A 14,990-nucleotide genomic window follows, 5' to 3' on the forward strand; every position below is an offset into this window, starting at 1 on the left:
TTCAGTCCTCCACCACCCAGGTATCCTTGGTACCGCCGCCCTGCGACGAGTTGACCACCAGCGAGCCTTCTTGAAGGGCCACGCGGGTCAGGCCGCCGGGTACCAGCCGGGTTTCGCTGCCCGACAGCACGAACGGGCGCAGGTCGATGTGGCGCGGCGCGATGCCGCTGTCGACGAAGGTCGGGCATGTGGACAGACACAGGGTAGGTTGTGCGATGTAGGCATGTGGGCGGGCCTTGATGCGGGCGCGGAAGTCCTCGATCTGTGCGCTGGTCGCCGCTGGCCCGACCAACATGCCATAGCCACCGGAACCCTGGGTCTCCTTGACCACCAGTTCGGGCAGGTGGGCCAGGACGTGGGACAGCTCTGCAGGCCTGCGGCACTGCCAGGTAGGGACGTTGTTCAGGACCGGCTCTTCGCCCAGATAGAAGCGGATCATGTCGTCGACATAGGGGTAGATCGATTTGTCGTCCGCTACCCCGGTGCCGACCGCGTTGGCCAGCACCACGTTGCCAGCGCGGTACACCGAGATCAGCCCCGGCACGCCCAGCATCGAGTCAGGGTTGAACGACAGCGGGTCGAGGTAATCGTCGTCCAGGCGGCGATAGATCACGTCCACCTGTTGAGGACCGGCGGTGGTACGCATGTAGACGTGCTCGTCTCGGATGAACAGGTCCGCACCCTCTACCAGTTCGATGCCCATTTCCCGGGCCAGGAAGGCATGCTCGAAATAGGCACTGTTGAAGCGGCCAGGGGTGAGCAGCACGGCAGTGGGGTTGTCCAGTGGGCTGGCGCTCTTGAGTGTGTCCAGCAGCAGGTTGGGGTAGTGGTCGATAGGGGCGATACGTTGGGCGGCGAACAGCTCGGGGAACAGCCGCATCATCATCTTGCGGTCTTCGAGCATGTAGCTGACCCCACTGGGGGTTCGCAGGTTGTCCTCCAGCACGAAGTAGCTGCCATCCCCATCACGGACAAGGTCGACGCCGGCGATGTGAGCATAGAGCCCACGGTGCAGTCCCAGGCCCTGCATGGCGATCTGGTAGCCCTCATTGGCCAGCACCTGCTCCGGCGGAATGATGCCGGCCTTGAGGATGCGCTGGTCGTGGTAGATATCCTGCAGGAACAGGTTCAGGGCGTGCACCCGCTGAATACAGCCGCGCTCGACCATGCGCCATTCGCTGGCGCGAATACTGCGCGGGATGATGTCAAAGGGGATCAGGCGCTCGGTGTCCTGTTTGTCACCGTACAAGGTGAAGGTGATACCGGCCCGGTGAAACAGCAGGTCAGCTTCACGTCGGCGTTGCTCCAGCAACTCCAGCGGGGTGTTTGCCAGCCAGCGGGCGAACTCCTGGTAATGCGGTCGGCAACTTCCGTTTGTATCGTACATTTCATTGAAAAATGCCCGGGACATACCCACTCCTTGCCACCGTTGCCGGCAGCTTCATTGCGGTTCATCTACGTATTTCAGGGTGTGGCCTTGCGGGTCGGTGGGTGCTGTGTCTGTGGCAAGCCTCGAATCCGATCAAGTGCTGGTGCGTTGTGCACCAAAGGGGCCGTTGCAATGAAGGTGCCGAAAGCCCGCGCAGCTGCGCAATAGCAGGGATGGGTTAGTAAATTATTGAAATTGCAAGATTTTCGGGTGCATTCAACAACTGCTCAGCGCGCAGCCGTGCCTCAAAAAAAGGCGCGTCATGCTCCGGGCTGCAACTTTTGGCCCGAATTGGAGCGAGCCCATCCGCGCCTGGATGCATAGCTGTTGATTTTAGCCAATATTCATTTAATGTAGAGAAGTAAACATATTATGTTGAGCTTTCTACATGATCGATTGGTCGCTACTGATTCTCGGTTTGCCGACGGCCAATGCCACCGAGCGCATGCGTGCCTGGAGAAGCCTGAAGGCCTCGGGCGCTGCAGTGCTGAGGGATGGTGTTTACCTGTTGCCCGAACAGTGTGCGGGGCGGGAAGTTTTCGAAGCGGTCGAGCGTGATGTGCTGGCCATCAACGGCACGGCATTTCTCCTGTCGCTGCCTGAGCGTGAGGAGCGCTTCAGCAGGCTGTTCGACAGGAGTGACGAGTACGCCAGGCTGATGGAAGAAATTGCCGGCTGCAGGGCTGAGCTGGTGCCAGACAATGCGCTACAGGCAGCACGGCTGGTGCGCAAGCTCAGGAAGGCTTTCAGCCAGTTGGCGGCGATCGATTTTTTCCCGGGCGAGCCCAAGGCGCGAACCGACTCGGCGCTGCAGGAGCTCGAAGCTGCGATTGGCCGCGCATTGTCTTGCGATGAGCCGAGTGCCCACGATGAGGCCATCGTCCGACTGGAACGCAACGACTACCAGGGCCGCACTTGGGCCACCCGCAAGCGCCCATGGGTGGATCGGCTGGCCTGTGCCTGGCTGATTCGCCGCTTCATCGATGCCGAGGCCAGATTCATCTGGTTGGACAGCCCTGAAGACTGCCCGGGCGATGCGCTGGGCTTCGATTTTGATGGGGCCAGGTTCAGCCATGTCGGGCAGCGGGTGTCGTTCGAAACCCTCATCGAGAGCTTTGCCGTACAGCAGCCAGGCCTGGCACGCCTGGCCGCTGTCATTCACTACCTGGATGTGGGAGGCAACCAACCCTCCGAAGCACCAGGCATCGAACGTGTCCTCGCGGGCTTGAGGCAAAGCATTGGCGATGACGATCAATTGACAAGGGTCGCCGGGGGCATCTTCGATGGCCTGCTGACGGCTTTCGCGAGTGAGGAAGCGCAAAATGGTTGATAGCACCTCGGCAGTCGGCGAACAGCCACCATCGCAAGCGGTTCAGCGACCGATCGGACTGTTCGAAGCATTCCTGTTCTGGCTCAAGCTGGGCTTCATCAGTTTTGGTGGGCCTGCCGGGCAGATCTCGATCATGCACCAGGAGCTGGTCGAGCGCCGGCGCTGGATCAGCGAGAAGCGGTTCCTGCATGCGCTGAACTACTGCATGTTGTTGCCAGGCCCCGAGGCACAGCAGCTGGCCACCTACATCGGTTGGCTCATGCACCGCTCCTGGGGTGGGGTAATTGCCGGCGCATTGTTCGTATTGCCCTCGCTGTTCATCCTGATTGGCTTGTCCTGGGTCTACATCGCCTTTGGCGAGGTCCCGGTGGTGGCAGGTATCTTCTACGGCATCAAGCCTGCAGTAACGGCGATTGTCGTCCACGCGGCTCACCGCATCGGCTCGCGCGCGTTGAAGAACGGCTGGCTGTGGGCCATGGCCGCAGCGTCGTTCGTGGCCATCTTCGCCCTCGATGTGCCGTTCCCGCTGATCGTGCTGGTCGCCGGTATCATTGGCTATGTGGGCGGTCGCGTCGCCCCCGACAAGTTCGTGGTTGGTGGTGGTCACGGGGCTGCCAGGAACAGCTACGGCCCGGCCCTGATCGACGACGACACACCAACACCTGAGCATGCGCGTTTTCGGGGCGGGCATTTGCTGCGTCTGGCCCTGATCGGCGCAGTCCTCTGGACCTTGCCCATGGGGCTGCTGACCCTGACATTTGGCTGGGCCGGCACCCTGACGCAAATGGGCTGGTTCTTCACCAAGGCCGCACTGCTGACCTTTGGTGGGGCCTACGCCGTGCTGCCCTACGTCTATCAAGGTGCCGTCGGGCATTATGGCTGGCTGTCACCCACCCAGATGATCGATGGCCTTGCCTTGGGAGAAACCACGCCAGGGCCATTGATCATGGTGGTAGCCTTCGTCGGCTTTGTCGGTGGCTATGTGCATCCGATGTTCGGTGAGCAAACCCCGTTCCTGGCCGGTGCAGTCGCGGCGAGCCTCGTCACCTGGTTCACCTTCTTGCCATCGTTCCTGTTCATCCTGGCCGGCGGCCCGTTGGTGGAGTCGACCCACAACGAGATGAAGTTCACTGCACCGCTGACGGGGATCACGGCCGCAGTCGTGGGGGTGATCCTGAACCTTGCCATGTTCTTCGGCTACCACGTGCTCTGGCCAAACGGTTTCAGCGGGGCGTTCGACTGGCCTTCGGCGCTGATCGCCGTTGCTGCCGCCGTGGCCCTGTTCCGCTTCAGGCGTGGCGTGATCCAGGTACTGTTCAGCTGCGCCTTGGCCGGTGTGGCGGTCCATGTGTTGCGTGGTTGATACCGGTTCTTTCCATGTCCGCCTTCGGCCGATAGCGGTAACCATCAGGTAATGGGCTTGGCCATTTCCGACGTACCCGTCCAGCCGGCTTGCTCATAGACCGGTTTACCCGTTTCGGTGGCGTGCAGGACAGCGAAGGTGATACCTCGGCGAGCGAACTCGGCGTCGGCAGCCTGCATCAAGGCCGACGCCAGGCCGCGGCGCCGGTAGGCCGGCTGGACGAACACATTCAGCACGTACCCACGCTTGTCTACGGTCGGGTGCGATGGATGGGGAGGCCAGTCAATGCTCATCAGGCCAATGGCTGCGACCGGTTGGTCGCCATCCAGGAGCTTGAAACCGTAATACCGACCGTCACCGAGCCGCTCCTCCAACCATGGGCGAAAGTGCTGAGTCATGGTTAGCAGTTTTTCAGGGTCGCCACCTGCCTCAAGAAACATCTCCTGGCGATGCGAGCAGATCATTTCTGCGTCAGCGGGCCCGACGGGCCGGCACTCCAAGCCTGAAAATTCTGCACGTCCTTGTAGTTCGATCATCGTTTATCCAGTGTCAGTGGCCGATTCATGGGAAGCAGCCTATGGCACCTTCAGGCTTGCTTGCAATGGCTTGGTTCAATGCCTGCGCCGGCCAGACGGATGGATTCGATTGTGTCGAGCGTTCACTGTAGGGCGAGACAGGGGATTTCCTTACTGGCCGCAGGTTACGGCTGACCACACTCGACCCCGGACAGCGATCCAAAGCGCTGTAGTCAGTCCCGGCCTCATCGCCGGCAAGCTGCACCACCTCGACCACTCCGGCCTCAAGCCATGTGCAAACACCTGTAGGAGCGGCCTTGTGTCGCGATGGGGCGCGAAGCGGCCCCAGGTTTTCAGCTTCGCAGCAAAGATTGTCGGGGCCGCTGCGCGGCCCATCGCGACACAAGGCCGCTCCTACAAGGGCCAGTGCTGGCTGAAGAGATACCCAAGACAGTTGCTCCCACAGGAATATATTCCTGCGGGAGCCGGCTTGCCGGTCGTCAGCTCCATCGACCTCCAATCCTGCTGCCCGGTCAACTGGAAGACCCTAGGCCGCGAAGATGAACCAATGGACGTCTCTGCTGACAATGAAATGTCGACCCGTAGAAATGTGGTCGGGCAATTGATCGTGGTGTTTTCCCTGATTCTGCTGTTGGCCCTGCTGCTGGGGCTGTTCTCCCTCTACCGCCTCGCCGAGGCGCTGGACGCCCGACAAGTGGAGCAAAGCCGCTTCTATGCTGGGTCCGCCATGGCCCAGTTACAGAAGAATGACAAGACGTTCCTGCTGACCCATGCCAACTGGCAGGCTGCCTATGATCACTTGGGCGGGCAGGTCGATACACATTGGGCATACGACGAGGACAACGTCGGTGCCACGCTCTATACCTCCGATGGGTATGACGGTGTATATGTGCTCGATGATGACGGGACTCGGTACGCAATCCTGGACGGTAAGCTCAGCCAACAGGGGCTGGAGCGTCATACCGCCAGTGCTGGCAAGATCCTGCAGGAGGCTCGTCAAGCAGCGCAGCACGAACAGGCGTCTTCAGGCTACCTCGTGTTTCGTGGCCAGCCGGCGGTGTACGTCGCCGCGCTGATCCGCCCGCAGACCCAGCCCGCCCAACCGCCGGGACCCACCGCGGTGATGGTGTTCATTCGGGTTCTCTCGCCCGAGGTGCTCTTGCCGCTGGGCCAGTCGGCGGGGTTGTCCGGCCTGGCCGTGGTCGATTCGGCCGATCAGCGCCATGGGCGCGGTGCCCTGCCACTCGAAGGCAGCGGCCATGCCTTGACGTGGGATATACCGCAACCCGGCACCGAACTGATCCAGACGGTAATCGCACCCTTGGCTATTGCGGTACTGCTCATCGCACTGAGCATGGCATTGTTTGCACGCTATGCGATCCGGGCCAGCACCAGGATCGATCGCAGCCACCGTGCCCTGATGACGTCCAGGGCTGCCCTGCAATCGAGCGAAGAGCGCTTCAAGGCCGTGGCCGAAGCCGCGTCGGACTGGATCTGGGAAACGGATGTGCTGCTTCGCCTGACCTACCTTTCGGACCGGTTCACCGAGCTCACCGGGCACCCCGTCGAAGCGTGGCGACAGCGCTCGATCACCGAGTTGCTATCGTGTGATACCAATAACCTCCGCACCTGCCTGCACAGCCTGGCCGCGGCAGGCTCTTCCGGCACGCTGCGCTGCCAGTACCAGGACCATCTCGGCCAACAGCGTATCTGCAGGATCGCTTCTCGCGCGATCGTGGCCGAGGGCGTCTGTACCGGCTTTCGTGGCACTTGCAGCGACATCACCGACGAAGTGGCCGCCCATGCCCAGATCCAGCACCTCTCTTTGCACGACGCCCTGACCGGCCTGCCGAATCGCAACAAGCTGTTCCGTTTCCTCGAGCAATCGGCTCCTGGCGCCGACCAACCCCAGGTGGCGCTGCTGATGCTGGATCTGGACAACTTCAAGCCGATCAACGATAGCCTTGGGCATCCGGCCGGCGACGCGGTGCTGCTGGAGGTAGCGATCCGCCTCGGCCAGGTTACCCGTGACAGTGATCTGGTCGCCCGTCTGGGAGGCGACGAGTTCATCGTCGTGCTCACCCGGCCAGGCGATCACGCAGACATGGACCGATTCTGCATGCGTGTGATCGAGGCGATCAAACGCCCCATTCAGGTCGAAGGGCATGTCGTGCAAGTGGGGGTAAGCCTGGGTGTAGTGCTGTCGGCCGAGTACCCCGGTACGCCGAGCGACCTGATCCGGCACGCCGACGTGGCCTTGTACAGCGCCAAGCAGGCGGGCAAGAACACTTGGCGCTTCTTTTCGGCACAGATGAACGCAGCATTGATGGAGAAGCGTGTGCTGGAAAGCGAACTGCGCGAGGGCATACCGCGTGGTGAACTGGTGCTGCATTTTCAGCCGCGCTTCAAGGTCGATGGGGTCTCGATCGCATCGGCCGAGGCCCTGGTGCGCTGGAAGCACCCGCGCCTGGGCCTGCTCCGACCGGATCGTTTCATCCCGCTCGCCGAAGAGTCCGACCTGATCGTGCTGCTTGGCAACTGGGTGCTGCACGAAGCCTGTATCAAGGCGCGGGGCTGGCCGCAGGCGGTGATGGTCTCGGTCAACATGTCCCCGGCCCAGTTCAGCCGCAGCGATGTGGTCCGCGACGTCGGCGATGCATTGCGCGCCACCGGGCTGCCGGCCCATCGCCTGGAGCTGGAAATTACCGAGAATGTCATGCTCAACGATGTTGAAGGCGCGCTGCACACCATGCTTGCGCTGAAGGAGCTGGGGGTGCGCCTGAACATGGACGACTTCGGCACCGGTTACTCCTCGCTGGGCTACCTGCGTACCTACCCGTTCGACAGCATCAAGATCGACAAGCGCTTCGTGCAGCACCTGGGCAAGAGCGGCAGCGACCGTAGCGTTGTCCAGGCCATCATCAATCTTGGCAACGCAATGGGCATGACGGTCACTGCCGAAGGTGTCGAGACCGCTGAGCAACTGGCCTTGCTCAGCGATGACCAATGCCATGAAGTACAAGGCTTCCTGCTCAGCAAACCGCTGGAAAACGAAGCGTTGATGGGAATGATGAAAGACCAGGTAGCGTTAGCGCGATGACGCTTCCCAGGGGCAGTTTCATTCGGATGCAAACGATGGGTGTTCCCTGAACCATGCCACCGCCAGCTCCTTGAACGCTTCAGCCGAAGGCGTCAGCGGATAGCGCTGATCATGTGCCAGTACGATGCTGTGCGTTGGCAGTTTCTCCTCGGTCGGCCGACAAACCAGCGCTTGGCCATCATAACTGCGGTCACCAAATGGCCGGGTATAGATCAGCGCCACGCCAAACCCGTTGGCGACGAGGCTACGCTGCAACTCGAAGGTGCGCACACGGTGCACAGCGGCGGGTGAGAGATCGTAGAAACTGAACAGGTCCAGCACATGCTGCCAGCTGTGGACCTGATCGGTGACTACCAGGGTGTATTCCGATAGCGCTTTGAGGCTGACGCGCGACTCCTTGGCCAACGGGTGATCGGCCGCCAGCAGTACCTGAGCGGTCAGCTGGCATAGCTGGATGCATCGAGTGTTCGGCGGCAGGCCCAGATCATAGGTGATTGCCAGCTCTATCGCGCCTTCACCCAGCCGCTTCCCGACATAATCGAAGCTGCCTTCGCGCATATCAACCGTGACCCTGGGGCAGGACTCCTGCATCCGCCGCACGATCTGTGGCAGGCAATAGGGCGCCAGGTCTTCAAAACATCCAACCACCAGCTCTCCGACACACTCTCCTGCATTGGCATTGATCTCGGCAAAGGTCCGAGCCTCGGTCAGGACGCGACGGGCCTGGGCCATGACGGTACGACCGAACGGGGTCAACGAAATGCCGAGGCCACGTTGGCGCACGAAAATCGATTGGCCCAGCACCTCTTCCAGTTCGCTGATGGCCGCCGAAATGGAGGGCTGTGAAACATGAAGCTCCATGGCGGCAGTCGTCAGGTTACCGTGCTTGGCCGCTGCGAGTGCATAGCGCAGTTGCCGCAGTGTGAACTTCATAGGTTTTTCCGTTGTGATACATCAGGACATATTATTTTATCCTTTTTTGAGGTTGTGAAATATTTCTCCTGCGCAGTGGCCGCCGCTCACAGGCGCCACGCCGATGCCGATTGCAAGGCTCATCAGCCAGTTTGGCGACCCTCTCTGGGCCGGATGCCCTCGACTACTGCAAACCATGTTCTTGTTTGGGAGCATCACAATGAAAATTACAAAGGCTCTGCTGACCACGACACTATCTTTCGGGCTGCTGGCGGCCGCTGGCGCCAGCCAGGCGGCCGGCTGGTGCGAGTCTGGCAAACCGGTGAAGTTCGCCGGGTTGAACTGGGAAAGCGGGATGCTGCTCACGGATGTGATGCAGTTCGTGCTGAAAAATGGTTATGGCTGTGATACCGACAGCCTGCCGGGCAACTCCATCTCCATGGAAAACGCCCTGAGCAGCAATGATATCCAGGTGTTTGCCGAAGAGTGGGTAGGGCGCAGCGAGGTCTGGAACAAGGCTGCGGCTGCCGGCAAGGTCGTTGGCGTCGGCGCCCCGGTCGTTGGCGCGGTCGAAGGCTGGTACGTGCCGCGTTATGTGATCGAAGGCGACGCCAAGCGCAAACTCGAAGCCAAGGCACCCAACCTCAAGACCATCGCCGATCTTGGGCAATACGCCCAGGTATTCAAGGACCCGGAAGAACCGGACAAGGGGCGCTTCTACAATTGCCCGGCCGGCTGGACCTGCGAGCTGGACAACAGCGAGATGCTCAAGCGCTACGGCCTGGAAAGCAGCTACACCAACTTCCGCCCGGGCACCGGCCCGGCACTGGATGCCGCCGTATTGTCGAGCTACAAGCGTGGTGAGCCGATCCTGTTCTACTACTGGTCGCCGACGCCGCTGATGGGCCTGGTCGACCTGGTCAAACTGGATGAGAAGCCAGGCGTGGATAAAACCCTGACCATCAAAGTGGGCCTGTCGAAGGCCTTCCACGAGCAGGCGCCGGAGCTGGTGGCGGTGCTGGAAAAGGTCAATCTGCCGATCGACCTGATGAACCAGAACCTGGCGCGCATGAGCAAAGACCGTATCGAGTCGCCGGAACTGGCCAAGTTGTTCCTCAAGGAGCACCCCGAGGTCTGGCATGGCTGGGTCAGCGAAGACGCAGCCAAAAAGGTGGACGCGGCACTTTGAGCGTGTGGGCTGGTCCGGCTCCTGCCGGACAAGGCACGCGACAGTCCGTTTCATGCACTTGCTCGAGAGAATTCCATGTTTCCCAAGAACTTCACGTTTTCCATTGCCGACTGGGTCAATGGCTGGGTCGATGCGCTGGTAACCAACTACGGTGACGTGTTCCGGCACATCTCCGACACCCTGCTGTGGGCCATCGTCAACCTCGAAGGCCTGCTGCGCGCGATGCCCTGGTGGCTGATGCTGGCAGTCGTCGCCGGTATTGCCTGGCATGCCACCCGTAAAGTCGCGACCACTGCCGTGATCGTCGGCTTACTGTTCCTGGTTGGTGCGGTCGGCCTCTGGGACAAGCTGATGCAGACCCTGGCGCTGATGCTGGTAGCAACGCTGATATCGGTCCTGGTCGGCATTCCGCTGGGTGTGCTGTCGGCGCGCAACGATCGCCTGCGGGCGGTTTTGATGCCGCTGCTCGACATCATGCAGACCATGCCCAGTTTCGTGTACTTGATACCGGTCCTCATGCTGTTCGGTCTGGGCAAGGTGCCGGCGATCTTCGCCACCGTCATCTATGCCGCGCCGCCGCTGATTCGCCTGACCGACCTGGGCATTCGCCAGGTGGACGGCGAGGTCATGGAGGCGATCAACGCTTTCGGTGCCAACCGCATGCAGCAACTGTTCGGCGTGCAGCTGCCACTGGCGTTGCCGAGCATCATGGCCGGTATCAACCAGACCACCATGATGGCCCTGTCGATGGTAGTCATCGCCTCGATGATCGGTGCCCGTGGCCTGGGTGAAGACGTCCTGGTCGGCATCCAGACGTTGAATGTGGGCCGCGGCCTCGAAGCGGGCCTGGCCATCGTGATTCTGGCGGTCGTGATCGACCGTATTACCCAGGCCTATGGCCGACCACGGCATGGGGTGGGCAAATGAGCGCCAAACAGACGATGAACAAGATCGAAGTCAAGAATGTCTTCAAGATCTTCGGTGCTCGCGCCGAAGATGCCCTGAAACTGATCCGCCAGAAGAAGGCCAAGGACCAGGTCCTGGTCGAAACCGGCTGCGTGGTAGGGGTCAACGATCTCTCGTTGTCCATCGGCAGCGGCGAGATCTTCGTGATCATGGGGCTTTCGGGTTCGGGCAAGTCGACCCTGGTGCGCCACTTCAACCGCCTGATCGACCCGACCAGCGGCGAGATCCTGGTCGATGGCGAAGACATTCTGCAGTACGACATGCAAGCCTTACGCGAATTCCGCCGGCACAAGATCAGCATGGTGTTCCAGAGTTTTGGCCTGTTGCCGCACCGCACCGTGCTGGACAACGTCGCCTACGGCCTGAAAGTCCGTGGCGAGAACAAGGCCAAGTGCACAGAGCGCGCCCTGCACTGGATCGACACCGTGGGCCTGAAGGGGTACGAAAAGTCGTACCCGCACCAGTTGTCGGGCGGCATGCGTCAGCGTGTCGGCCTGGCCCGCGCTCTGGCTGCCGACACCGACATCATCCTGATGGACGAAGCCTTCAGTGCGCTTGACCCGCTGATTCGCGCCGAAATGCAGGACCAGTTGCTGGAACTGCAGAAGACCCTGCACAAGACCATCGTGTTCATCACCCACGACCTGGACGAGGCGGTGCGTATCGGCAACAGGATTGCCATTCTCAAGGACGGTCGCCTGGTCCAGGTCGGCACGCCGAAAGAAATCCTCTACCAGCCTGCGGACGAATACGTCGATCGTTTCGTGCAGCGTCGCGTAGCTTCGCTTTAAGGAACCGCGTGTATGTCGTTTGCTGAAAGAATCATCATCGCCGAAGCGCCCGTGCGTTGGCAGGATGTGGTAGCTGTGGCCCGGCATGGCGCGAAGCTTGAGCTGGCCCCATCGGCCTGGGCGCGGATCGAGAACGCCCAGGCGATCGTCCAGCGCATCGTTGCCAGCGGTGACCGCGCCTATGGCGTCAACACCGGGCTTGGTGCCTTGTGCAATGTCTCGTTGCAGGACGAACAACTCAGCCAGCTGTCGCACAACACCTTGCTCAGCCATGCCTGTGGCGTGGGTACGGCGCTGTCGGACGAACAGACCCGGGCGATAATGTGCGCGGCGATCATCAACTTCTGCCAGGGCCGTTCCGGCCTGCAGCGCAAGGTGGTCGAGGCACTGCTGACCCTGCTCAACCAGCACATCACGCCGCAGGTGCCGAAACAGGGGTCGGTGGGCTATCTGACCCACATGGCGCATATCAGCATCAGCTTGCTGGGCGTCGGCCAGGTCAGCTATCGCGGCCAGATCATGCCGGCGCAGCAGGCCTTGGCCGAGGTCGGCCTGGCGCCGGTCAAACTGGGTGCCAAGGATGGCCTGTGCCTGGTCAACGGTACCCCTTGCATGACCGGCCTGAGCTGCCTGTCTTTGGATGACGCCACCCGGTTGAGCCAATGGGCGGACGTCATCAGCGCCATGAGCTTCGAGGCCTTGCGCGGTCAAGTCGATGCCTTCGATCCTGAAATCATCGCGATGAAACCGCACCCCGGCATGCAGCGCGTGGGCAGTAACCTGCGGCGCCTGCTCGACGGCAGCGAAATCATTGCCAGCAGCCAAGGCATTCGCACCCAGGACGCCTTGAGCATTCGCTCGATTCCGCAGGTTCATGGCGCCGCGCGCGATCAGCTGGAACACGCTGCGCGGCAGATCGAAACCGAACTCAATTCCACCACCGACAACCCGATGCTGCTGGGTACGCCCGAGTCGTATCGGGTGGTTTCCCAGGCGAACCCGCACGGCCAGTCGGTGGCCATGGCGGCCGACTTGCTGGCTATCGCGGTGGCCGAGATCGGGGCGATTGCCGAGCGTCGTCTCGATCGCCTGATCAATCCGTTGGTCAGCGGTTTGCCGGCCTTTCTGGTCAGCCAGCCGGGGGTGAACTCGGGCATGATGATCGTTCAGTACGTGGCCGCTTCACTGTGTGCGGAAAACCGTCAGCTGGCACAACCGGCAGTCGTTGACAACTACGTCACCTCCGGCCTGCAGGAGGATCATCTGAGCATGGGCACCAATGCCGGGTTGAAGTTGCACCGCGCCCTGGAGAACTGCACGCAGATCCTCGCCATCGAATACCTGCTGGCGGCCCAGGCATTTGAATTTCTCAAGGAGCAGCGCTTTGGCGCAGGTACCAGCGTTGCCTGGCGGTTGTTGCGCGAACGGGTCCCCGCGTATGCCCAGGACCGTTGGCTGGCCCCGGATATTGCCAGCAGCGCATCGATCCTGAAGGATCCGGGCCTGCTTGGCGCTGCATTCCCCGAGCTGCTATGACCGATGCAAGGGTCACTCATGGCTTCGGATCGTGAGGGTCGAAACCTGTGCAATCGGGGGGTAAATGCCCCCTGATTGCGTACGACCAATAAAACGTTGACTTTGCGCGCGCCCAGGAACATTCATGATCCCAGAGGCATTGATGTTCGAGGTGAGATCATGGCGCAGACCGACGTACTCATTGTCGGAGCCGGCCCGACCGGGCTGGTTCTTGCTCTTTGGCTCAACAGGCAAGGCGTCGGCGTAAGGATCATCGACAAGAGCAGTGGGCCGGGTGAAGCTTCTCGTGCCATGGCTGTTCAAGCCCGCACGCTGGAGCTCTATCGCCAGCTCGATCTGGCCGAGCCAGTGATAGAGGCCGGCTATAAAACCCCAGCCATGAACATGTGGGCACGCGGCCGGCACAGGGCGCGTATACCCTTGGGCGACGCAGGCAGAGAAGTTTCTGCGTATCCTTTCGTGTTGGTCTATCCCCAGGACCGCCATGAGCGCCTGCTGGTGCAGCAGCTCCAGTCACTCGGCGTGGATGTGGAACGGCAGACCGAACTGCTGTCTTTCGAGGAGGGTGAAAGCCATGTCACGGCCCTCCTGAAACATGCTGATGGCCGAGAGGAATCCTTCACTGCGGCTTTTGTGGCCGGGTGCGATGGCGCTCGGTCGCTTGTTCGGCAAGCGATCGGCAGCGGTTTCGAGGGCGGCACCTACAAACAGCTTTTCTATGTTGCGGATGTCAGGGTCAATGGTGTCGAGCCGGCGGGTGAGGGGCATATCGCTTTTGACAAATCCGATTTCGTGCTGCTTTTGTGCTATGGCGAAAAGGACCAGTACCGCCTGATTGGCACTGTGCGTGACGAGCGAGCCGAGCATCCTGAACATCTGACGTTCGCGGACGTTGGTCATGATGCCATCAACGGGTTGAACCTGAAGATTACCGCCGTGAACTGGTTTTCCACCTACCGTGTTCACCATCGCGTTGCGGACCATTTCCGCCGTGGCCGGGCGTTTCTGCTCGGCGATGCTGCGCATGTGCATAGCCCGGCGGGAGGGCAGGGCATGAACACCGGCATTCTGGACGCGATCAACCTGGCATGGAAGTTGGCCGCGGTGTTGAAAGGGAAGGCGCCCGACACATTGCTCGACAGCTACCAGATCGAACGCCAGGCATTTGCCCGCACGCTGGTGGAGACAACTGACAAACTGTTCACCTTCGTTACCGCTCAGGGCGGATTTGCCGACTTTGTACGTACTCGCATCGCGCCGCTCTTCGCGAGTGTTGCGTACAAGAGCGAAAACGTCCGTGAGTACCTGTTCCGAATGGTTTCGCAAACCACACTCGATTACCGCGAAAGCCCGCTGAGCCAGGGCAAGGCCGGTGGCGTTGAGGGCGGTGATCGCCTGCCTTGGCTGTCTGTCGGCACCGAGGACAACTACGCTTCACTCGCAGCCATTCAGTGGCAAGTGCATGTTTACGGTGAAGCCAAGGCCGACTTGACCCGATGGTGTGCAAGGCAGGGCATTGCACTGCATGTTTTCGCTTGGGAGCATGCGTACGAGAAAGCCGGCGTTGCCAGAAATGCTGCTTACCTGTTGCGGCCTGACAACCATGTCGCGCTGGCTGATCCAGAGGGGGAGGTTAGTACCTTGAGCCGATATTTCGAGGCGCATGGAGTGATGCCATGAGCAGCGCCGACCAGTCTTGCGCAGGTTATGGTCGACACTGAGTCTGCCGCATTGCCACCTGCCACTCCGATGGAATTATTCCCGCCCTGTATGCTCAATAGCGCATGAACTAGCGATGCCGGGATTGTTTGGGTACTGGCAAAAGTACGTGGAATCTG

11 protein-coding genes are annotated in these 14,990 nt (G+C 61.0%); 8 read left to right on the top strand and 3 right to left on the bottom strand.

Annotated features, from left to right (window positions below; translation table 11 throughout):
* Nucleotide 1: 1 nt before the first annotated feature.
* Nucleotides 2–1,411: a circularly permuted type 2 ATP-grasp protein gene (locus R9B85_RS23750; protein WP_112253772.1), complete on the bottom strand. Its 1,410-nt coding sequence runs from the start codon at nt 1,409–1,411 to the stop codon at nt 2–4.
* 406 nt (nt 1,412–1,817) lie between these two features.
* Here R9B85_RS23750 and R9B85_RS23755 point away from each other — a divergent pair, with 406 nt between their 5' ends.
* Together R9B85_RS23755 and chrA are read left to right on the top strand one after the other, a co-directional pair.
* Nucleotides 1,818–2,759: a chromate resistance protein ChrB domain-containing protein gene (locus R9B85_RS23755; RefSeq protein WP_375149137.1), complete on the top strand. Its 942-nt coding sequence runs from the start codon at nt 1,818–1,820 to the stop codon at nt 2,757–2,759.
* The gene (chrA, locus tag R9B85_RS23760; protein WP_423770634.1) at nt 2,752–4,122 is read left to right on the top strand and encodes a chromate efflux transporter; all 1,371 of its coding nucleotides are present in this window, start codon (nt 2,752–2,754) and stop codon (nt 4,120–4,122) included. The genes R9B85_RS23755 and chrA overlap by 8 nt, the downstream gene beginning before the upstream one ends.
* Nucleotides 4,123–4,166: 44 nt before the next feature.
* On the opposite strand, the gene R9B85_RS23765 is transcribed toward chrA, so the two are convergent.
* Nucleotides 4,167–4,658, bottom strand: a complete 492-nt coding sequence (locus tag R9B85_RS23765; protein WP_112253769.1) for a GNAT family N-acetyltransferase — start codon at nt 4,656–4,658, stop codon at nt 4,167–4,169.
* Nucleotides 4,659–5,205: 547 nt separating this feature from the next.
* Here R9B85_RS23765 and R9B85_RS23770 point away from each other — a divergent pair.
* A complete protein-coding gene (locus tag R9B85_RS23770; RefSeq protein WP_207877994.1) occupies nt 5,206–7,758 on the top strand; it encodes a bifunctional diguanylate cyclase/phosphodiesterase in 2,553 nt (850 codons plus the stop codon).
* A gap of 18 nt (nt 7,759–7,776) precedes the next feature.
* Here R9B85_RS23770 and R9B85_RS23775 read toward each other — a convergent pair whose 3' ends face one another.
* Complete coding sequence (locus R9B85_RS23775; protein WP_112253767.1) at nt 7,777–8,691, bottom strand: LysR family transcriptional regulator; 915 nt, start codon at nt 8,689–8,691, stop codon at nt 7,777–7,779.
* A 199-nt stretch (nt 8,692–8,890) separates the two neighbouring features.
* On the opposite strand from R9B85_RS23775, the gene R9B85_RS23780 reads away from it, so the two are divergent.
* From R9B85_RS23780 to R9B85_RS23800, 5 genes are all read left to right on the top strand, one after another.
* A complete protein-coding gene (locus R9B85_RS23780; protein WP_112253766.1) occupies nt 8,891–9,859 on the top strand; it encodes an ABC transporter substrate-binding protein in 969 nt (322 codons plus the stop codon).
* A gap of 75 nt (nt 9,860–9,934) precedes the next feature.
* Complete coding sequence (locus R9B85_RS23785) at nt 9,935–10,786, top strand: ABC transporter permease (protein ID WP_112253765.1); 852 nt, start codon at nt 9,935–9,937, stop codon at nt 10,784–10,786.
* Entirely contained in the window at nt 10,783–11,616 is an 834-nt protein-coding gene (locus R9B85_RS23790; protein ID WP_112253764.1) for a quaternary amine ABC transporter ATP-binding protein, read from the top strand. The genes R9B85_RS23785 and R9B85_RS23790 overlap by 4 nt, the downstream gene beginning before the upstream one ends.
* A gap of 12 nt (nt 11,617–11,628) precedes the next feature.
* Nucleotides 11,629–13,152: a histidine ammonia-lyase gene (gene hutH / locus R9B85_RS23795; protein WP_112253763.1), complete on the top strand. Its 1,524-nt coding sequence runs from the start codon at nt 11,629–11,631 to the stop codon at nt 13,150–13,152.
* Nucleotides 13,153–13,311: 159 nt separating this feature from the next.
* Complete coding sequence (locus tag R9B85_RS23800) at nt 13,312–14,832, top strand: FAD-dependent monooxygenase (RefSeq protein WP_313854347.1); 1,521 nt, start codon at nt 13,312–13,314, stop codon at nt 14,830–14,832.
* Nucleotides 14,833–14,990: the final 158 nt, after the last annotated feature.

The organism is Pseudomonas sp. NLJ1, from assembly GCF_049486705.1.
In the GTDB taxonomy this organism is placed as follows: Bacteria; Pseudomonadota; Gammaproteobacteria; order Pseudomonadales; family Pseudomonadaceae; genus Aquipseudomonas; species Aquipseudomonas inefficax.

Coding starts and splice junctions, on each gene's coding strand:
- R9B85_RS23750 (WP_112253772.1), bottom strand. CDS start 1,411: ATGTCCCGGGCATTTTTCAATGAAATGTACGATACAAACGGAAGTTGC.
- R9B85_RS23755 (WP_375149137.1), top strand. CDS start 1,818: ATGATCGATTGGTCGCTACTGATTCTCGGTTTGCCGACGGCCAATGCC.
- chrA (WP_423770634.1), top strand. CDS start 2,752: ATGGTTGATAGCACCTCGGCAGTCGGCGAACAGCCACCATCGCAAGCG.
- R9B85_RS23765 (WP_112253769.1), bottom strand. CDS start 4,658: ATGATCGAACTACAAGGACGTGCAGAATTTTCAGGCTTGGAGTGCCGG.
- R9B85_RS23770 (WP_207877994.1), top strand. CDS start 5,206: ATGGACGTCTCTGCTGACAATGAAATGTCGACCCGTAGAAATGTGGTC.
- R9B85_RS23775 (WP_112253767.1), bottom strand. CDS start 8,691: ATGAAGTTCACACTGCGGCAACTGCGCTATGCACTCGCAGCGGCCAAG.
- R9B85_RS23780 (WP_112253766.1), top strand. CDS start 8,891: ATGAAAATTACAAAGGCTCTGCTGACCACGACACTATCTTTCGGGCTG.
- R9B85_RS23785 (WP_112253765.1), top strand. CDS start 9,935: ATGTTTCCCAAGAACTTCACGTTTTCCATTGCCGACTGGGTCAATGGC.
- R9B85_RS23790 (WP_112253764.1), top strand. CDS start 10,783: ATGAGCGCCAAACAGACGATGAACAAGATCGAAGTCAAGAATGTCTTC.
- hutH (WP_112253763.1), top strand. CDS start 11,629: ATGTCGTTTGCTGAAAGAATCATCATCGCCGAAGCGCCCGTGCGTTGG.
- R9B85_RS23800 (WP_313854347.1), top strand. CDS start 13,312: ATGGCGCAGACCGACGTACTCATTGTCGGAGCCGGCCCGACCGGGCTG.